The 18,930-nt window shown below is 68.4% G+C and carries 16 protein-coding genes and 1 tRNA gene; 7 read left to right on the forward strand and 10 right to left on the reverse strand.

All coding sequences use genetic code 11. The annotated features are described in order from the left end of the window. Positions 1–33: 33 nt before the first annotated feature. On the forward strand, positions 34–672 hold the full coding sequence (locus tag FHR84_RS23430; protein ID WP_179537372.1) for a PH domain-containing protein: 639 nt from the start codon (positions 34–36) through the stop codon (positions 670–672). A gap of 187 nt (positions 673–859) precedes the next feature. Next, positions 860–2,704 carry a dihydroxy-acid dehydratase gene (gene ilvD / locus FHR84_RS21550; RefSeq protein WP_179537373.1) on the forward strand — a complete coding sequence of 615 codons (1,845 nt, stop codon included), beginning with the start codon at positions 860–862 and terminating at the stop codon, positions 2,702–2,704. Between the two features lie 49 nt (positions 2,705–2,753). On the opposite strand, the gene FHR84_RS23435 is transcribed toward ilvD (FHR84_RS21550), so the two are convergent. Next, positions 2,754–3,509, reverse strand: a complete 756-nt coding sequence (locus FHR84_RS23435; protein WP_179537374.1) for a DoxX family membrane protein — start codon at positions 3,507–3,509, stop codon at positions 2,754–2,756. A gap of 167 nt (positions 3,510–3,676) precedes the next feature. Between FHR84_RS23435 and FHR84_RS21560 the strand changes: the two genes are divergently transcribed. After that, on the forward strand, positions 3,677–4,867 hold the full coding sequence (locus FHR84_RS21560) for a PQQ-dependent sugar dehydrogenase (protein ID WP_179537375.1): 1,191 nt from the start codon (positions 3,677–3,679) through the stop codon (positions 4,865–4,867). A gap of 102 nt (positions 4,868–4,969) precedes the next feature. Here the strand turns inward: FHR84_RS21560 and gatB are convergent, their stop codons facing one another. The 4 genes from gatB to gatC are packed head-to-tail and all read right to left on the reverse strand — an operon-like array spanning position 4,970 to position 8,515. Next, positions 4,970–6,478, reverse strand: a complete 1,509-nt coding sequence (gene gatB, locus FHR84_RS21565) for an Asp-tRNA(Asn)/Glu-tRNA(Gln) amidotransferase subunit GatB (RefSeq protein ID WP_179537376.1) — start codon at positions 6,476–6,478, stop codon at positions 4,970–4,972. Next, a complete protein-coding gene (locus FHR84_RS21570) occupies positions 6,475–6,669 on the reverse strand; it encodes a hypothetical protein (RefSeq protein WP_033374571.1) in 195 nt (64 codons plus the stop codon). Before FHR84_RS21570 ends, gatB begins: the two co-directional genes overlap by 4 nt. Further along, positions 6,666–8,216, reverse strand: coding sequence for an Asp-tRNA(Asn)/Glu-tRNA(Gln) amidotransferase subunit GatA (gene gatA, locus FHR84_RS21575; protein WP_179537377.1), 1,551 nt, complete (start codon positions 8,214–8,216; stop codon positions 6,666–6,668). The genes FHR84_RS21570 and gatA overlap by 4 nt, the downstream gene beginning before the upstream one ends. Next, positions 8,216–8,515 (reverse strand): Asp-tRNA(Asn)/Glu-tRNA(Gln) amidotransferase subunit GatC, encoded by a 300-nt coding sequence (gatC, locus tag FHR84_RS21580; RefSeq protein ID WP_179537378.1) that lies wholly within the window; start codon positions 8,513–8,515, stop codon positions 8,216–8,218. Before gatC ends, gatA begins: the two co-directional genes overlap by 1 nt. 348 nt (positions 8,516–8,863) lie before the next feature. Here gatC and FHR84_RS21585 point away from each other — a divergent pair, with 348 nt between their 5' ends. Beyond that, the gene (locus FHR84_RS21585) at positions 8,864–9,517 is read left to right on the forward strand and encodes an ACT domain-containing protein (protein WP_179537379.1); all 654 of its coding nucleotides are present in this window, start codon (positions 8,864–8,866) and stop codon (positions 9,515–9,517) included. 68 nt (positions 9,518–9,585) lie between these two features. Here the strand turns inward: FHR84_RS21585 and ligA are convergent, their stop codons facing one another. The 4 genes from ligA to FHR84_RS21605 form a co-directional block, all read right to left on the reverse strand. Then, complete coding sequence (gene ligA / locus FHR84_RS21590; RefSeq protein ID WP_218863652.1) at positions 9,586–11,664, reverse strand: NAD-dependent DNA ligase LigA; 2,079 nt, start codon at positions 11,662–11,664, stop codon at positions 9,586–9,588. Between the two features lie 258 nt (positions 11,665–11,922). Next, positions 11,923–12,633, reverse strand: a complete 711-nt coding sequence (locus tag FHR84_RS21595; RefSeq protein WP_246300914.1) for a hypothetical protein — start codon at positions 12,631–12,633, stop codon at positions 11,923–11,925. Then, positions 12,630–13,292 carry a DUF6461 domain-containing protein gene (locus FHR84_RS21600; protein WP_179537381.1) on the reverse strand — a complete coding sequence of 221 codons (663 nt, stop codon included), beginning with the start codon at positions 13,290–13,292 and terminating at the stop codon, positions 12,630–12,632. Before FHR84_RS21600 ends, FHR84_RS21595 begins: the two co-directional genes overlap by 4 nt. A 66-nt stretch (positions 13,293–13,358) precedes the next feature. Beyond that, positions 13,359–14,576: a L,D-transpeptidase gene (locus FHR84_RS21605; RefSeq protein ID WP_246300915.1), complete on the reverse strand. Its 1,218-nt coding sequence runs from the start codon at positions 14,574–14,576 to the stop codon at positions 13,359–13,361. Between the two features lie 475 nt (positions 14,577–15,051). Between FHR84_RS21605 and FHR84_RS21610 the strand changes: the two genes are divergently transcribed. The 3 genes from FHR84_RS21610 (at position 15,052) to FHR84_RS21620 (ending at position 16,904) form a co-directional block, all read left to right on the forward strand. Beyond that, positions 15,052–15,124: transfer RNA gene (locus tag FHR84_RS21610), tRNA-Lys, on the forward strand. Between the two features lie 211 nt (positions 15,125–15,335). Next, complete coding sequence (locus FHR84_RS21615) at positions 15,336–16,172, forward strand: phosphatase PAP2 family protein (protein WP_179537382.1); 837 nt, start codon at positions 15,336–15,338, stop codon at positions 16,170–16,172. Between the two features lie 123 nt (positions 16,173–16,295). After that, complete coding sequence (locus FHR84_RS21620) at positions 16,296–16,904, forward strand: alpha/beta fold hydrolase (RefSeq protein WP_179537383.1); 609 nt, start codon at positions 16,296–16,298, stop codon at positions 16,902–16,904. Positions 16,905–17,030: 126 nt separating this feature from the next. Here the strand turns inward: FHR84_RS21620 and ilvD (FHR84_RS21625) are convergent, their stop codons facing one another. After that, entirely contained in the window at positions 17,031–18,731 is a 1,701-nt protein-coding gene (gene ilvD / locus FHR84_RS21625) for a dihydroxy-acid dehydratase (protein ID WP_179537387.1), read from the reverse strand. Positions 18,732–18,930 lie beyond the last annotated feature (199 nt).

Raw genomic sequence — 18,930 nt, forward strand, 5'->3', positions numbered from 1 at the left:
GAACATCGGCTGCGCAGGTGAGACCATCGAGGGGTGAGTGAGACCCGCGATGAGACCACGGAACCGGACACCGCGACTTCCTCCGGAAGCCGCACGGCGGACGAGCAGACCTCCTCCTCGGGAGGCGAAACCGGTACCGCGCCCGCCGACTCACGGGAGGGGCCCGCGGTCGAGGCATCCGACCCGACCCCGCCAACGGGTACCCCGGAGGACACCCCCTCCGGGGAAGGCCCCTCCGAGGAGAGCCGTGCGGACGGCGGCACCGCGCGAGCACCGCGGCTGGTTTTCCGCTTCACCCGCGTGAGCCTGCTCGTGCTCCTGATCGTGGCGATCTGCATCAGCCCGGTCGCCGCGTCGATCCCCTGGCTCTCGCTGCTGTACCTGGTTCCGCTCGGCCTGCTCTACTGGGTGATCCGCATGCGGACGGTCGCGGGCCCCTCCGGACTGACCACCCGTTCGCTGTTCCGGACCGAATCCCTGGAATGGACGGAGATCAAGGCGCTGCGGCTCGACGAGCGCCGCTGGGTCCGCGCGATCACGCACTCGGGCCGGGAGATCCCCCTCCCCGTCGTCCGGGTCCGGGACGTGCCACGGCTGGCCGCCACGAGCGGAGGACGGTTGCGCGACCCGCTCGCTCCGACCGACAACGACGGAGAGCACGCCCGGGAGTGACCCCTACCGGGCCCCGCCCGAGATCGTCCGCTTTTATCTCACCAAGTGGGAACAAACCCGGCGGAGGCCGCTCCATATCCACACGAAGGCCGGAGTAGGCTCGTGTTCACCGCTGATGCCCGGCGTCCACAAGGCGCGGCCCGTTCTCCGCCTCAGGCGGTATCCCACGAAGTGAGAGCTTACAATCATGCCCGAGTTGCGCTCCCGAACCACGACGCACGGTCGCAACGCCGCGGGCGCCCGCTCGCTGTGGCGCGCCACCGGCATGACCGACAGCGACTTCGGCAAGCCGATCGTGGCCATCGCCAACTCCTACACCCAGTTCGTGCCGGGACATGTTCACCTGCGCGACCTGGGCGAGGTGATCGCGGACACCGTTCGAGCCGAAGGCGGCGTCCCACGCGAGTTCCACACCGTCGCGATCGACGACGGCATCGCGATGGGCCACCACGGGATGCTGTACTCGCTCCCCTCGCGTGAGCTCATCGCGGACTCGGTGGAGTACATGGTCAACGGCCACCGGGCGGACGCGCTGGTGTGCCTGTCGAACTGCGACAAGATCACCCCGGGGATGCTCAACGCGGCCATGCGGCTCAACATCCCGACCGTGTTCGTCTCGGGCGGACCGATGGAGGCGGGCAAGGCCGTGGTGGTCGACGGTGTGGCCCACGCTCCCACCGACCTGGTCACCACGATCGCCGCTTCGGCGAGCTCCCTGGTCGACGAGGACGGGCTGAACGAGGTGGAACGCTCGGCGTGCCCCACCTGCGGCTCGTGCTCGGGAATGTTCACCGCGAACTCGATGAACTGCCTGACGGAGGCGCTGGGACTGGCGCTGCCGGGCAACGGCTCGACGCTGGCCACCCACCGCAAGCGCAGGGAACTGTTCGAAAGGGCGGGGCGCACGGTCGTCCAGCTGGCACAGCGCTGGTACGAGCACGACGATCCCACGGCGCTGCCACGCTCGATAGCCGGCAGAAAAGCCTTCGAGAACGCGCTCGCCCTCGACGTGGCCATGGGCGGATCCACGAACACCGTGCTGCACACCCTCGCCGCGGCCCGCGAGGGGGAGATCGACTTCACGCTCTCCGACATCGAGGAGATCAGCAGGAAGGTTCCCTGCCTGGCCAAGGTCAGCCCGAACTCCTCGTACCACATGGAGGACGTCCACCGAGCGGGCGGAATCACGGCGATCCTCGGCGAACTCGACCGGGGCGGTCTGCTGCACCGCGAGGTTCGCCCGGTGCACAGCACGAGCCTGTCCTCCTGGTTGTCCGAATGGGACGTTCGTGGTGCCGATCCGGCTCCGCACGCCGTCGAGCTCTTCCACGCCGCCCCCGGAGGAGTTCGCACCACGGAGGCGTTCTCCACCGACAACCGCTGGTCCGGCCTGGACACGGATTCCGAGGGAGGGTGCATCCGCGCCGTCCCGCACGCCTACACGGCCGACGGTGGTCTGGCCGTGCTCCGGGGCAACCTCGCCACGGACGGAGCTGTCGTCAAAACGGCGGGCGTGGACGAGGAGCTCCAGCGCTTCCACGGAACCGCACGAGTGCTGGAAAGCCAGGAGCAGGCCGTCTCCGCCATCCTCAACAGGGAGATCCGTTCCGGTGACGTGCTGGTCATCCGCTACGAAGGCCCCTCGGGGGGTCCGGGTATGCAGGAGATGCTGCACCCCACGGCGTTCCTGAAGGGCGCCGGGATGGACCGGGAGTGCGCACTGATCACCGACGGGAGGTTCTCCGGAGGAACCTCGGGTCTGTCCATCGGGCACATCTCCCCCGAGGCCGCCAACGGCGGAACCATCGGCCTGGTGCACGACGGCGACGGGATTCTCGTCGACGTCGCCGAGCGCAAGCTGGAGCTCCTCGTCGACGAGGAGACGTTGGCCGAGCGGCGCGCCGAGATGGAAAGCTCCGAACACCCGTGGCAGCCGAACGCCAGGGGCCGGGAGGTGAGCACCGCTCTGCGCGCTTACGCGAGCCTGGCGACCTCGGCCTCGTTCGGCGCGGTACGCGCTCTCGGGAACTGATCGGGTCCGCGTTCCGCGGGTGCCGCGGCACCCGCGGAACGCGGACTTGTCAACGCATGCCCAGCAACACCACCGCGGAAGCGGCCACGGCGATCAGCAGTCCGATGCTCGCGCTGAGAACCGGGCGCCGGAACCACGCCCTGCCCTTGTCCGCGGCCACCCTGCCCGGACCGGTGAACAGCAGAGCCAGCGCGGCGGCCCCCAGCACGGCCGGGTACTCGATCCCCCCGCCGTCGAGAAAAAAGCCGGCATCCGCCCCGAGCACCACGGCGTTGGCCATCACGCCGAGCAGTCCCGCGGCGGCCAGCGGGGTGAACAGGCCGAGAGCGACCAGGATCCCCGCCGCGAATTCGGTACCTCCGGTCAGCGGAGCCAGAACCTGGGTCTGACGGAACCCCATCGTGGCGAGCATGTCGGCCGTGCCGTCCAGCCCGGATCCGCCGAAAGCGCCGAAGAGCTTCTGGGCACCGTGCGCGACGAACACGAATCCCAGAGCCAGTCGCAGCATCAGCAGCCCGAAGTCCGCTCCCCGGTGCCAGCGCGCCGCTTCGACCGAGTCCGGAAACTCGTCGTAGAAGTCCAGGTCACGCCGCAACGCACCCTCGCCCGACCCGCCGTAGGCCTCGTCGTCGTAGTAATCGAGCTCCCCGGTGACAGCGTACTGACGCGTACCGGGCTCACCTCCTCCGACAGTGGAATCTTCCGGTGAGGTCGTCCACCCGTGCTCTTCGGGCCGGAAATCACGGTGAGAGCGGTCATCGGGATAGCCGCCCGCGGCATCGGGCCGATCATCGTGGATTCGCACGGACGAAAGGCTAGGACATCGGCAACCGGCTGTGCGACCGTTTCGGAAAATCCGAATTATTTTCCCGGATGTGCCGCCCACACCGGACGGGGAGAAACGGCGACGCCGCGCCCCGTCTCCACGCCTCTCACCTCGTGTTCACCGCGAAGAGGATATGGTCGGCGACTGTGGTGGTCCCTCCGGTCAATCGACGTTCCCTCGGCCGAGTTCCGCGCAGGAGCACGGCGATCGGTGCGGTGCTGGCCGCCGTCGCCCTGGTCAGCGGATGTGCCGATTTCCCGGAACAACACACCCAGGACTGGCGCGAGCAGCCGTCGTTGCGCCCGCAGGCGGGCCCGGAACCCCGGGTGGAGGGCCAGGAGGAACCGCCTCCCTCCGGAAAGCGCTCCTCCTCCCGGGAACCCGAGCAGCCGGAGGGGTGTTCGGACCCCGACCCCGCCGTGATCGCCACCTGCCTCGATCCGGTCGGAGCCGTTGCCGCGCTCCCCGGAGGGAACTCCGCGCTCGTGGGCGAACGCGACACCGGCCGCGTCCTGCGGGTGAGCGACGGGAAACAACCCGAGGAAATAGCCCGGGTCCGAGTCGATCCCACGGGCGGCGGTGGACTGACCGGGCTCACCCTGTCCCCGAGCTACGCGGAGGACGGGCTGGCCTACGCCTACGTCACCACCCCCGCGGACAACCGGGTGGTCCGTATCGCGCCCGGCGATCCCCCCGACCCCGTCCTCACCGGTATTCCGCGCGGCTCCAGCGGAAACGCGGGGGCCATCACCGCCGACGGGTCGAACTCCCTGGTCGTCGCCACCGGAAACGCCGGGTCCGCGGCGCAGGCGGCCGACCGTTCGGTCCTGGCCGGAAAAGTACTGCGGATCGATCCGTTCGGAGACCCCGCCGAAGACAACCCCGATCCGGGGTCACCGGTGATCTCGACGGGACTGAGCTCCCCGGGCGGAGTGTGCGCGTCGAACCGGGACGACGCCTTCTGGGTCACCGACCGGAGAGCGGAACGGGAAGTGCTCCACCGCGTCGCCCCCGGCAGGCAGGCGGACGTTCCCGCGTGGAGCTGGAACGGCCACCCGGGGGTTTCCGGTTGTGCGGCCGCCGGGGGCACGCTGATCGTCGCGCTGACCGAGGAAGCCGCCGTCTACACCATGCGACCGGGGCCGCGAGGTACGTTCACCGGCGAACCGCAACCCGCCATGGAGGACACCTACGGACGTTTCTCCGCGGCGACGAGCGACCCGAACGGACTGTTGTGGCTGGGCACCTCGAACAGGACGGGCGGGGATCCGGTTTCCAGCGACGACAGGGTGATCCGCGTCGAACCTCCCTCGGGAGGGGCCGCGGGCAAGGAGTGAGCGTCCGTCCTCACGTCCGCGGGAAACCACCGCACCCGCGGGCCCGTCCCGAGGGGTTTCCAGCCGAATGCCGGGGCGGCGGACCGCCCCGACCCGACCACCTCACTGCTGTCCGCACGCGGCCAGCACCAGCTCGCGAACTCGTTTCGCGTCGGCTTGCCCCTGAGTGGCCTTCATGACGGCACCGACGATCGCCCCGGCGGCCTGGACCTTGCCGCCCCGGATCTTCTCGGCCGCGTCGGGCTGAGCGGCCAGGGCCTCGTCCACGGCGGCCTGAAGGGAGGAGTCGTCGGAGACCACCTCCAGCTCGTCGGCCGCGATGACCTCGTCCGGCCCCCCGCGGCCGTCCAGCACGCCGTCCACGACCTGCCGGGCGAGCTTGTGCGTGAGCTTGCCCTCGTTCACGAGCTCGATGACCCGTGCGACCTGTTCCGGAGTGATCGGCAGGGAGGCCAGCTCGCCACCGCGTTCGTTGGCCCGCTGCGTCAGGTAGGCGACCCACCAGGACCGTGCCTCCGAGGGCGAGGCCCCCGCGTCCACCGTCGCGGCGATGAGATCCAGCGCCCCCGCGTTGACCAGATCGCGCAGCTCCTCGTCGGACAGCTCCCACTGCTCCTGAGCGCGCCTGCGCCGCTCCCACGGCATCTCGGGAAGAGTGCCGCGCAGCTGTTCCACCCAGTCGCGTGAAGGTGCGATGGGGACGAGATCCGGCTCGGGGAAGTACCGGTAGTCCTCGGCCTCCTCCTTGCGCCTGCCCGAGGAGGTCTCCCCGGAGGACTCGTCGAAGTGCCTCGTTTCCTGGACTATCTCGGCACCCTCGTTCAACAGCGCCGCGTGCCTGCGCATCTCGAAACGCACCGCACGCTCGATGCTGCGGAACGAGTTGACGTTCTTCGTCTCGGTCCGCGTTCCGAACCGGGTACTGCCCTTGGGCGTCAACGAGACGTTCGCGTCACAACGCAGCGACCCCTGGTCCATCCGGACGTCGGAGACCCCCATGGAACGCAGCAGGTCGCGCAGGGCCGTGACGTAGGCCCGCGCCACCTCGGGGGCGCGTTCCCCCGCGTCGGTGATCGGCTTGGTGACGATCTCGATCAGCGGAACACCTGCCCTGTTGTAGTCGAGCAGCGAGTGCTCGGCGCCGTGGATGCGTCCCGCGGCACCTCCCACGTGCGAGGACTTGCCGGTGTCCTCCTCCATGTGCGCGCGCTCGATGCCCACGCGGAAGGTCTCCCCGTCGTCGAGCACGACGTCGAGATGGCCGTCGAAGACGATCGGTTCGTCGTACTGCGAGGTCTGGAAGTTCTTCGGCATGTCCGGGTAGAAGTAGTTCTTCCTCGCGAACCTGCACCACTCCGCCACCTGGCAGTTCAGCGCCAGGCCGATCCGGATGGCCGACTCCACCGCCGTACCGTTGACCACGGGCAGCGCGCCGGGCATCCCCAGGCACACCGGGCACACCCGCGTGTTCGGCTCAGCACCGAACTCGTTGGCACAACCACAGAACATCTTGGTTGCCGTGGACAACTCGACGTGTACTTCCAGCCCCAGTACCGGGTCGAAATTCCGCAGGACCTCGTCGTAGTCCATGATCTCGGCGACCGCTGTCATTCCTGTCCCGCCTTACGTACCTCGCGGACCGCCAGCGCCACCCCGGTGATCAGCCCGAGGACGGTGACGATCGCGTCGGCCATCACCAGTCGATCGTTGTCCCTGCGTGCCTGGCGAATCTTGCCACGAAGGCCGATTCCCCTGGACAATTCCGCTCCGACGGCGATCATTGCCCGTACCTTCGGATTCATCGGGCCACCTCCAACTGCGGAATGCGGTCGACCAGGGAACTGCCGGAAGCGGCGTCCCGAGCGGTTTCGTAGGCGGCACCCACCCGGTACAGCCGGTCGTCGGCCATGGCGGGAGCCATGATCTGCAGCCCGACCGGCAGACCGTCCTCCGCCGAAACCCCGGAGGGCACGCTCATGGAAGCGTTCCCGGCGAGATTGCTGGGGATCGTGCACAGATCGGCCAGGTACATGGCCATCGGATCATCGGCGCGTTCGCCGATCCGGAAGGCCGTGGTCGGGGTGGTCGGCGAGACGAGCACGTCAACCTGCTCGAAGGCGGAGGCGAAATCCCTGCTGATCAGGGTGCGCACCTTCTGGGCCTGACCGTAGTAGGCGTCGTAGTACCCGGAGGACAGCGCGTAGGTCCCGAGCATGATCCGCCGCTTGACCTCGGCGCCGAAGCCCTGCTCCCTCGTGAGGGACATGACTTCCTCCGTGTTGTGCTCCCCGTCGTCACCGACGCGCAGCCCGTAGCGCATGGCGTCGAAACGGGCCAGGTTCGAGGAGCACTCGCTCGGCGCGATCAGGTAGTAGGCGCCGAGAGCGTACTCGAAGTGCGGGCAGGAGACCTCGACGACCTCGGCCCCCAGCGAGGTGAGCGTGTCCACGGCCGCGTTGAAGGAATCCAGCACTCCCCGCTGGTACCCCTCTCCCGCGAACTCGCGGACGACGCCCACGCGCATTCCCCTGAGGTCGCCCGCGGCCCCTTCCCGCGCGGCCGCGGTGACCTGGGGGACAGGCGCGTCGATCGAGGTCGAGTCCATCCGGTCGTGCCCGGCTATGACCTCGTGCAGCATCGCCGCGTCCAGCACGGTGCGTCCGCACGGGCCCGCCTGGTCCAGCGAGGAGGAGAAAGCGACCAGTCCGTACCGTGATACCCCGCCGTAAGTCGGTTTGACCCCGACGGTTCCGGTGACGGCGGCGGGCTGCCTGATGGAACCGCCCGTGTCGGTCCCGATCGCGAGGGGGGCCTCGAAAGCCGCCAGGGCCGCCGAGGAACCACCTCCGGAGCCCCCGGGGACGCGCTCCAGGTCCCAGGGGTTGTGCGTGGGCCCGAAGGCCGAGTTCTCGGTCGAGGACCCCATGGCGAACTCGTCCATGTTGGTCTTGCCGAGGATCACCACTCCCGCTTCGCGGAGACGGCCCGCCACCGTCGAGTCGTACGGCGGAGTCCAGTCCTCCAACATCCTCGACCCGCAGGTGGTCGGCATGTCGGTCGTGGTGAACACGTCCTTCAGCGCGAGGGGAACCCCGGCCAGCGGCGAGGCCGCCCTGCCGTTCGCTCGGTCCTCGTCGGCCCGACGCGCCGCTTCGAGGGCCTCCTGCCCGTTCACGTGCAGGAAGGCGTGCACATCGGGTTCGACCGCCTCGATGCGGTCGAGGTGCGCACGGGTGACCTCCTCGGCGGAGACCTCACCCGCGGTGATCTTCGCTGCCAGTTCGGAGGCCGTCAGACCGGTGAGCTCGGTCGGTCCCGACCCCTCTGGACCGGACGTAGTCGAGGTCATCACGCCTCCTCGTTCAAAATTCGTGGTACGCGGAACCTGTTCTCCTCCGTGGCGGGCGCACTCCGCAGCGCCTGCTCACGGGACAGTCCCTCCCGCACCTCGTCGTTCCGGAAGACGTTGGTCACCGGAACCGCGTGCGACGTGGGCGGTATCTCATCGGCGGCGACCTCACCCACCCTGGCCACCGCATCGAGGATCACATCGAGCTGGCCGGAGAACTTCTCGAGTTCCTCCTCGGAAACGGCCAGCCGGGCAAGTCCGGCGAGGTGCGCCACCTCGTCACGGGAGATCGTGGACAATGCGCGGGCCCCTTATCATGTCCGGTTCGTTCGGGTATCCGGTCGTTCGCGGCTACCACACGTGTTCGAGGTATTGAGGTGCCTTCGAGTCTATGAGAGCGCACCGACCGGGCTGCGCGGCGGTACCGCCGGCAGGCGTCCCGCGGGGACCGCGCCACGGGCCCGACCGGCCCCACGACCGCGGAAGCGGACGGGCAGGACCCCATCAGGCCGCACCCGTCCCGGACCCTTCCACATCTGCCACAATTTGTCCGGTCTGCTCCACGCACGGCGGTCGCGAACCGCACGTGAACCGGTCAGGCGCGGACGGCGAGGTGCCGCGCACGATGCTGGAGGCGTGAAAAACCGGTGTCCTTCCTCATCCGGGTCCAGGTCCCGGACCGGCCCGGCGTCCTCGGGGCGGTGGCGAGCGCGCTGGGCGAGCTCGGAGCCGACATTCTCGGTGTGGACGTGGTCGAGCGAAGCAGTGAAGCCGCCGTGGACGACCTGGTGGTCGAGCTGCCCCCGGGCAGGCTTCCGGACGTGCTGATCACCGCGGCCGAGTCGGTGGACGGGGTCCGGGTGGACGCGGTCCGCCCCTACGCGGGGGTGCTGGACACGCACCGTGAGCTGGAGCTGGTCGAGGAGATCGCGGCGGAGCCGGGCAAGGGGCTGGAGCTGTTCGCCGAAGGGGTCCCCCGGATCATCCGTTCGGGCTGGGCGATGATCTTCGGGCACCGCGCGGGCGGGGTCGAGCACCTCGCCGCCAGCACTTCCGCCCCGGAGATCGACCACCTCCGCCTGCCCTGGCTTCCCCTCGGCAGGGCGACGATCCTCGACGCGGACGACTCGTGGGTGCCGGAAACGTGGCGGGAGCTGGGCACCGAACTGGCCGCCTCCCCCATCGGGAAGTCGGACCGCGTGCTGTTGGCCGGACGCCCCGGCGGCCCGCTGTTCCGCACTTCGGAAGTCGCCCGCCTCGCGCACCTGGCGGGCATCGTCGCGGTCGTGCTGGACGAGTGACCCCGGAAGGACCACCCGGCAGGCCCCGAACGCGCCCGACCCGGTGAGGCCGGGCTGGGCGGAACCGGTCACTCGGGAGCGAGCGCGACTTCGGCGGCCTCCCCCGGCCCCCGCTCCAACAACACCCGGAATCCCTCCTCGTTCAACACCGGGACCCCGAGCTGGACCGCCTTCTCGTACTTGGAGCCCGGTGAGTCACCGACCACGACGAAGGCCGTCTTCCGCGACACCGAGCCGGCTGCCCGGCCGCCCCGGTTCATGATCCACTCCTTGGCCTCGTCCCGCGAGTAGGTGGGCAAGGAGCCGGTGACCACGATCGACAGCCCCTCCAGATTGCGCGGCACCGAGGCGTCGCTCTCATCGGCCATGCGCACGCCGGCGGTGCGCCATTTGCGCACCACCTCGCGGTGCCACTCCACGGCGAACCACTCGCGCACGGCTCCCGCGATCGTGGGGCCGACCCCGTCCACTGCCGCGAGGTCCTCCTCCGCCGCCGCCTCGATGGCGTCGACGGACCCGAACTCGCGCGCCAACGCCTGGGCCGCCGTCGGTCCGACGAAACGAATCGAAAGCGCGACCAGCACACGCCACAGCGGCTGCCGCTTGGCCGATTCCAGGTTGTTCAGCAGTTTCCGACCGTTGACGGTCAGCGCCCCCTCCTTGGAGCTGAACTGCTCGGTGCGGAGCAGCTTCTCCTCGTCCAGGTGGAACACGTCCCCCTCGTCGGAGATGACGTCGGCGTCCAACAACGCCGAAGCCGATTCGTACCCCAGCACCTCGATGTCGAAGGCTCCCCTTCCCGCGAGGTGGAACAGCCGCTCACGCAGCTGCCCCGGACAGGAACGCGCGTTCGGACAGCGGAGGTCGACATCGGTCTCCTTCTGCCGGTACAGCGTCCAGCCGCACTCCGGGCAGGTGTCGGGCATCACGAACCGGCGTTCCGTCCCGTCCCGGGCGTCCACCACGGGACCGAGCACCTCGGGGATGACGTCCCCCGCTTTGCGGATCACCACCCGGTCGCCGACAAGCACGCCCTTTCGACGTACCTCGTCCTCGTTGTGCAGTGTCGCCATCGCCACCGTCGATCCGGCCACCTTCACCGGGGTCATCACCGCGAAGGGGGTGACCCGACCCGTGCGCCCCACGTTGACCCGAATGTCGGTCAGGTCCGTGGTCGCCTGCTCCGGCGGGTACTTGTAGGCGATGGACCACCGGGGAGCGCGGGAGGTCGTACCGAGCCTGCGCTGCAAGGAGACCGCGTCCACCTTGACCACGATCCCGTCGATCTCGTGTTCGGCACCGTGACGGTGCTCCCCCCAGTAGCGAACGTGCTCGACCAACTCGTCGAGCGAGGACAGCACGACCGTGTGCTCGGAGACCGGAAGTCCCCAGGCCCGCAGCGCGGCGTACGAGGCCGACTGGGTCGCCGGTTCGAAACCGTCCCTCCTGCCGAGTCCGTGGCAGATCAACCGCAACGGACGGGATTTGCTGATCCGCGGATCCTTCTGCCGCAACGATCCCGCCGCACCGTTCCGCGGATTCGCGAAAGCAGGCTTGCCCGCCTCGACCAGGGAAGCGTTGAGCTCGGCGAACTCGTCCAGCCGGAAGTAGACCTCTCCGCGGATCTCGACCAGCTCGGGCACGGGGTAGTCCGAGCTGTCCGCCAGACGGTCCGGGACGTCCTTCATCGTCCGGATGTTGAGGGTGACGTCCTCGCCCGTGCGGCCGTCCCCGCGGGTCAGGGCCCGCTCCAGCTGCCCGTTCCGGTAAAGCAGGTTGATCGCGAGCCCGTCGATCTTGGGTTCGCACAGGAAACGCGGCGTGGTCTCCGTCTCGCGTTCGACGCGGTGCACCCACGCCGCGAGTTCCTCGACGGTGAACGCGTTGTCGAGGCTGAGCATGCGCTCCAGGTGGTCGACCGCCGTGAACTCCGTCGAGAAGGTCCCGCCGACCTGCTGCGTCGGCGAGTCGGGACCGCTCAGCGCCGGGTGCTCGGACTCCGTCCGCTGCAACTCGGCGAACAGCTCGTCGAACTCACCGTCGGTGATCACGGGTGAGTCGAGCACGTAGTAACGGAACTGGTGGAACCGCACCGACTCCACGAGCTCGCCGTGGCGCTCCCGCGTTCCCCGCGGGACGTCCTCCAGCCCCTCGGCCTGCGCACCGTCGGAAGAGGCCGCGGGGAAACCGTCGGCGGCCGAATCGGTCCGTTCCGAGTCCCCCCGGGAGCCCGCCGTCCCGGAGTCGTGCTCGTGCGTGCGTTCGCTGCTGGTCACATCCCGAGACTAACCAGCACCGCCGACAACGGCGCGCGGTCCCCTTCGAACGGCTTCCCTCCCGTGCGCCCGGGCCGCCGGCCGCCGAACCCGCGCGTCAGCGGGCGGGCTCCCCGCGTTTTCCCGGGGTCAGCTCTCCGCGGCACCACCGGGGGAGCCGTCCTGCTCGGCGATGGCGCGGACGTGTTCCCGGAAACTCAGCAGATCGACCGCGTTCTCCGGCAACGACTCGGCGGTTTCCACCCGGCCGATCCGGTCCGCCGCCAGCTTCTCCCCGAGAGTGGCGTGCAGCGGGAGGAAGGTCAGCGCCTCCCGCTCGGCGTGGTCCAACTCGGCGAACCCGGGATGGTACACCGCGACGTCGACCAGACTCCTGTTCTCGTCGAACTGCGCGGCCACCCGTACTTCGTCGAGCGGATAACGCTTGCCGTGCAGGTTGACCGTCACTTCCGTGGGGTCGGGCACCGGCGGGACCGCGTCGTGGTATTCCCAGAGCGAGTCCGGCTCGGGCGCCGCCGCCTTCCACGCGTCGGTGTAGGGACGCAGCTCCGGATCGGCCTGGGAGGTGACGACCAGCGCGTAGACGGCATCGCGTCCACGCTCGATGGAAAAGTTCAGGCTCGGATGCAGCAGAGCGACCGCCTCGGCCAACCGGTGGTCCATCCGTTGCGGCTCCCCGTCCCCCAGGGCCGAGCCCACCTCGGGCAGCAGTTCCTCCCAGCGCCGCCAGAAGGCCTCGGCACGCCGAGCCGCTTCGGCCGAGGAGACCTCCCCCTGCTGCTCGCGCTTCCCCCCGGAAGCACGTTTCCGGCCGAACAGGCGACGCAGAAACCGCATCATGCTCTCCATCCTCTCGGATCCCCCGATGGTCGGGCACGTCCGGCATCCCCGGTTGCCCCCGGGTACCCGGTCGTGGTCAGTCCCTCACACGAATTCACCGGGCAGGTGAGGAACTGCCCCGCGAACCAGTGCGGCATCAGCTCACACCCCGTGACTCGGGCCGCCAACGCGAACATGAGCGGGACGTCCTCGGACTCGTGCCAGGGCAGCCCCGCCCGCACCAGCTCGAGATCGTCGGGCCGCGTTCCGATCCGGTACTCGGGAAGGGCGGCTTCGAATGAGGTGCGCACCTCACCGTGCACGGCATGGCTGAACGTGGTGGCGCGGTCGAGGTCCCAGTAGATCGATACCGCCTCGGTCGCCGCGCTGGCGTTCTCCAGCACATCGTGTCGAACACCCTCGAAACGACTCTCCTCCGCGACCAACGTCCACGCACCGACGGCGCGCAGACCGATCAGGGACTGCCTGTCCGCACAGGCGAAGGCCTCCTCGCAGAACTCCTCGAAACTCCAGTTCCGGCCTTCTCCCGGGTCGGCACCGAAGGACCGGGCCACGAGACAGGCATCCGCCTCGCGCACCAAGGTCAAACACGCGGCGTCCCTTATCGGACTGCGGATGATCCAACCGTAACGACTGACTTCCGCACTGGCGCTGCCCACACGTGACTTCCTATCAATCCCGGGTTCGTTCTCGTGGTGTTTCCGGGAAATCGATCGGGCCGGTGATCACTTGTTGCCCTCGACCCACTCGCTCCACGGAACCTGCCAGTCGCCGAAACCGTCCCAGGAGGACAGCTGCTGGCCACCGGAATTGGTTATGTTCACCACGTCGCCCTTCTTCACCAGGTCGTAGACCCACTCGGCGTCGGAGAGGCTCATGTTGATGCACCCGTGACTGACGTTGCGTTCGCCCTGGTCCCCCACCGACCAGGGAGCCGCGTGCAGGAACTCACCACCGTTGGAGATGCGCACCGCCCACTTGACCCTCGTGCGGTAACCGCCCTCTTCCAGGCTGAGCCCGAAGGTGCTCGAGTCCATGAGGTAGCTCTCGTGCTTGCGCATCACGACGTGCGTGCCGTTGTGCGAGGGGAACGACGGCTTACCGAGCGAAACCGGGATCGTCCGCTTCAGCTCTCCACCGACCTCGACCCTCATGCGGTGGCTCTCCCCGTCCGCGCGGAGGATCACCCGCTCGCCGATCCGCACCGTGGCGCTGCGGTCCTCCTCGCCGTAAACACCGTTGCCCAGGTCCTTGCCGTACACGTTCACGTCGATCGTGATCTCGGTGCCCGACTTCCAGTAGTTCTCGGGGCGCCAGTGCACCTCACGGTCGTTGAACCAGTAGAAGGCCCCCTCCACCCGGGGGGTGGTGCTGATGTCGATGGCCTGCTCGGCGCGCTGCTTGTTCGGCGCGGGCGCGTCCTCGCTGAAGTAGAAGGCCAACGGTTGCCCGACCCCGACGGTCTGCCCGTCCAGGGGGTTCATGGACACGTAGGTGAGGTTGTCGGGATCCACGGTGGTGAATCGTGAGCGCTCGGTCACCGTTCGACCGTCAGCGCCCTTCGCCGTGGCCGAGAACTCGTAGGTCTTGCCGTACCCGAGGGGTTCGCCGAGGGTCCAGCCGCTTCCGTCCTCGCCGATGCTGCCCGCGACCTTCTCCCCCTCCGAGTTGGTCATGTGCACCCGGGTCAGTTCGGCGTTGTGCGCTTCGACCCCGATCTCGCCCACCGGAGAGACGTCCGTGGCACCTCCTGCCGGGCTGAACTCGACGGACGGCGGCCCACTCGCCTCGGTCCCCCCGGAGCCGTGCTGTCCCGCGTCCCGCTGGTCCGCGGTCACCCCGCAGCCCACCGCCAGCAGCGCGACGAGGCCGAGCACCGCGAAGCGGAATCCACGACCGAAGGGAATGGAGATCTCCCCGTAAGAGTGACGTAAAGACTTCATCAGTGACATTCCGTTCAATCGGGCCGTCAGTCCTCCAGTCGCACGGTGATCACAAACTACCCAAAAGGATGACGACCATGACACTACTCAACCAAAGGGGCACAAAGCGTGAAAACCGCACAACTGTTATCCGGTTGACGCCGCCGCTTCAACGCGGGTTGTCCTCGCGACCGCTCCGTAGTCTTTCCGTAATCTCACCAACACCCCCGGGAGGCACCCCGGAGATCCACGAGGACCCGGACACCGCACGAACTCCCCGCGAAAGCTGGTCAGCACTCACGCGGCCGTGGCACACTCGGGGCAACGGGGAGCGGCTCGGAGAGAGCCGGAAACCGCAGGACAGGCCGCACGTCTCCGGCCGGGGGTCAACAGGGCCCACCCCCTCGAATCGGGGATTCGGGTCCCGTGCTATTGTTTTACTTGTCGCCAGGGCGAGAGGGAAAACGAGCGAGGCGGCGGGAAAACGGAAAACGAAGCGCCAATAGCTCAAGCGGCAGAGCAACTGACTCTTAATCAGTGGGTTCGGGGTTCGAGTCCCTGTTGGCGCACTTCATCCCCGGATCAGACGATCCGGGGATTTTTTGTTGAGGTTTTCCGCTCAGGTCGCCCCGGGCGCTCGGCGGGCTGGTCTCCCGCCGGTTTCAGCGTATCGGAGGTCACACGAACGATCCCGTTCCGAAGTCGCCCGCTCCATGCACAAGTAGACTCGAAACCCGGTGAACGGCCGCACGAAGCCCTCCCGGAGTAATATCCATGACGATGGCCCCATCCGGCGACGACCACCGAGCGACGGACCGGAACGGGAACGGCGAGCAAACCGCCCCCCGGCACGCGAGCTGGCGTGAGCTGGCGGCCTGGTATCCGTGGGTCGTCCCCGTACTCGGCCTGGTCGTCGCCGCGCTGGCGATCCGGCTGTTCGCCGTCATCACGGAACAGGTCTACGAGCACAGCGCGGTTCTCGCCCTGGACCGCAGACTGCTGGAAACGATCGAACCCCTGCGCGGTCCGGCCGTGGTCACCGCGTTCAACGTCATCACCTACCTGGGTGATGGAATCATCGTGGCCGTCGTCGTACTCGCGGCGGCGGTGTGGCTCGGCACCAAAACCCGTAGCTGGACCCCGCCTGCACTACTGCTCGTCACTTCGGTGGGGACCGGACTGACCGTCTTCCTGATCAAGCTCACCATAGCCCGTTCGCGGCCGATCCCCGCACCCAACGCCGCCACGGAGGACAGCTTCGCCTTCCCCTCCGGGCACTCCGCGCACTCCGCGGCCGTGTACCTCATGCTCGCCTTCCTCCTGAGCAAGCTGCTGCGCGGGCAGCGGGCACGGGTGAGCGCGGTGATCGGTGCGGTACTGCTCGTACTGATCACCGGGTTCTCCCGTCTGGTGCTGGGAGTGCACTCACCCTCCGACGTCGCGGCAGGATGGCTGCTCGGCGCCGCTTTCACCCTCGTGCTCATCAGCCTGCAAACACTGTCCGCGCGGCTCGCTCCGCTGCGGACACGCCTCGTCGAACGTGCCCGGACCCGCGAGAGGAGTGGGGACTCGAGTCCCCACTCCCCGGGAACGGACACGAATCGGACCGAGGAATGAACCTCCGCACTCCGACCACCGGACACCGTGATGCGTGCTCATCGAGTAAAGCCGGAAAACGCCGGCCGCGGACGAACGCCTTCCGCTCTTCTCCGGTGCCTCACCCCCTCGGGTGGGCCCACCGTGGTTCTGGTCCTGCACGGAGGACGTTCCCGCAGTGTCGAACCGGTGAAACCGTGGCGACTGGCTTACCTGAGAACGTGGTGGCTGGCACTGCGGATCCGCCGGACAGCACGCGCGATCCCCGATGTGGGCGTGTGGCTGCTGCGCAACCGGGTCCGTGGCTGGAACGAACCCACGCGCGACCCGCTCGTGGACGCGCACTGGGCGCTGGCGGAGATCCGGAGCCGGTACCCGGGGACGAACGTGGTGCTGATCGGACACTCCATGGGCGGACGAGCCGCACTGCTGCTCGCGGCAGAACCTGAAGTCAGCGGTGTCTGCGCACTGGCTCCGTGGATAGCTGCGTCCGATCCCTGGGAACACCTCGAGAACACCGTGGTGCTCCTCGCACACGGCGACCGTGACCGCACCACTTCGGCGACGGCTTCGAAGGACTACGCCCACAAGGCCGGTCTCGCCGGGCACGACGTTCGTTTTCGCACCTTACCCGGTTGTGGCCACGCGATGCTGCGTCATCACCGGCGCTGGGACAACCTGGTGCGGGACTTCGTCACCGGCCTCCTCCGGAGTCCCGCGCACGAGAGTGGGACCGAATCCTCTCCCGAGTGAGCCGGCAGACGGGCCCGACCGAGGGGCGGCACGTTTCACGGGACCAGCTCCGGAACGGTTCCGCGGAGGTTCCGAACAACGTGCTCACCCCCCCGGGGCGGGCAGTCCCCGGAACGGATCCGGTTCTCAGCAGACGGCACCCCGCGCGGCCGAACCGACCAGCTTGGCGTACTTGCCGAGCACCCCGTGTCGATACCGGAGCTCCGGCTCACGCCACTCGGCACGACGCCGTTTCATCTCCTCGTCCGAGACCAGCAGATCCAGCGTTCTGGCCTGCAGGTCGAGCCGAATCGGATCACCGTCCTCAACCAGGCCGATCGGGCCCCCATCCGTGGCTTCCGGAGCGACGTGCCCGAGGCACAGCCCCGTGGTCCCACCGGAGAAGCGACCGTCGGTGAGCAGCAGTACGTCCTTGCCCAGGCCCGCACCCTTGATGGCTCCCGTCACCGCCAGCATCTCGCGCATTCCCGGACCACCACGTGGTCCCTCGTAGCGGATGACGACGACGTCGCCGGCCTGCAACGAATTCTGCTCCACCGCGTCCATGGCCGCCTGTTCCCCGTCGAACACCCTCGCGGTCCCTTCGAAGGAGTCCGCGTCGAACCCGGCGCTTTTCACCACGGCGCCCTCCGGAGCCAGCGAGCCACGCAGCACGGTGACTCCCCCGGTCGGATGTATCGGCTCGGACAACTGGTGCAGCACCGAACCGTCCAGTTCCGGCGGGTCCAGTTCCACCAGGTTCTCGGCGACGGTGCGTCCCGTGACCGTGAGGCAGTCCCCGTGGATGAGCCCCGCGTCCAGCAGGGCCTTCATCACGACCGGGACCCCGCCGATGCGGTCCACCTCCGTCATCACGTACTGGCCGAACGGCTTCACATCGGCCAGATGCGGGGTACGGTCACCGACCCGGTTGAAGTCTTCGAGGGTCAGGTCGACGCCCGCCTCGTAAGCGATGGCCAACAGATGCAGCACGGCATTGGTCGAGCCCCCGAAGGCCATCACGACGGCGATGGCGTTCTCGAAGGCCTTCTTCGTCAGCACGTCCCGTGCGGTGATGCCCTGCTCGATCATTCCGACGACAGCCTGTCCCGCCGTGCGAGCCCCGGCGTCACGCCGACGATCCACCGAAGGCGGGCTGGCCGAACCCGGCAGGGACATGCCCAGCGCCTCGGCCGCGCAAGCCATCGTGTTCGCGGTGTACATACCACCGCACGCTCCCTCGCCCGGACATATCGCGCGTTCGATGCGGTCCACTTCCGAACGCGGGATCAGACCTCGCGAGCAGGCGCCCACCGCCTCGAAGGCATCGATGATGGTGACTTCCTTGCCGTCCACCTTCCCCGGGAGAATCGACCCCGCGTAGATGAACACCGAAGCGAGATCCAGGCGAGCAGCCGCCATCAGCATGCCCGGTAGGCTCTTGTCACAGCCCGCGAGCAGCAACGAGCCGTCGAGCCGCTCGGCCTGCATCACGGTCTCCACCGAATCCGCGATCATCTCACGGGACACGAGCGAGTAGTGCATTCCCTCGTGGCCCATGGAAATGCCGTCGGAAACGGAGATGGTGCCGAATTCCAGCGGGTAACCGCTCGCGGCGTGCACGCCCTCCTTCGCGCTGCCGGCGAGCCGCTGCAACGAAAGGTTGCAGGGAGTGATCTCGTTCCAGGAGGAGGCGACGCCGATCTGCGGTTTCGCGAAATCGTCGTCCTGCATACCGACGGCACGCAACATGCCGCGTGCCGCAGCGCGCTCGAGTCCGTCCGTGACCTCGTAACTACGCGGTTTGAGAGGTGTGGAGCCCCGCTTCCCCGGGGAGGAGGCTGTCATAGTTGTCTTCGAATCGTTCGAAGCGATGTCTTCACTCACGACCCGAGGGTAATCCGCACCCCGGAGGCCTTGACGGGGAGCCCCTGGTGGTGGGGGTGGTGGTGTGAGTATGGCCCGGCCCCCTTGTGGTGGGGGCCGGGCTTGGGGGGGTTGGGTCGGCGGTGTCCGAGTCTCCCACACCCGTGGGGGTGCAGTACCT

The sequence above is a fragment of the Actinopolyspora biskrensis genome (assembly GCF_013408175.1).
GTDB lineage: Bacteria > Actinomycetota > Actinomycetes > Mycobacteriales > Pseudonocardiaceae > Actinopolyspora > Actinopolyspora biskrensis.

Excerpts from the sequence above, each read along its gene's own strand:
- ilvD (WP_179537373.1), top strand. The coding sequence starts at position 860 with ATGCCCGAGTTGCGCTCCCGAACCACGACGCACGGTCGCAACGCCGCG.
- gatB (WP_179537376.1), bottom strand. The coding sequence starts at position 6,478 with ATGACAGCGGTCGCCGAGATCATGGACTACGACGAGGTCCTGCGGAAT.
- FHR84_RS21570 (WP_033374571.1), bottom strand. The coding sequence starts at position 6,669 with ATGAATCCGAAGGTACGGGCAATGATCGCCGTCGGAGCGGAATTGTCC.
- gatA (WP_179537377.1), bottom strand. The coding sequence starts at position 8,216 with ATGACCTCGACTACGTCCGGTCCAGAGGGGTCGGGACCGACCGAGCTC.
- FHR84_RS21595 (WP_246300914.1), bottom strand. The coding sequence starts at position 12,633 with ATGATGCGGTTTCTGCGTCGCCTGTTCGGCCGGAAACGTGCTTCCGGG.
- FHR84_RS21605 (WP_246300915.1), bottom strand. The coding sequence starts at position 14,576 with ATGAAGTCTTTACGTCACTCTTACGGGGAGATCTCCATTCCCTTCGGT.
- FHR84_RS21615 (WP_179537382.1), top strand. The coding sequence starts at position 15,336 with ATGGCCCCATCCGGCGACGACCACCGAGCGACGGACCGGAACGGGAAC.
- ilvD (WP_179537387.1), bottom strand. The coding sequence starts at position 18,731 with ATGACAGCCTCCTCCCCGGGGAAGCGGGGCTCCACACCTCTCAAACCG.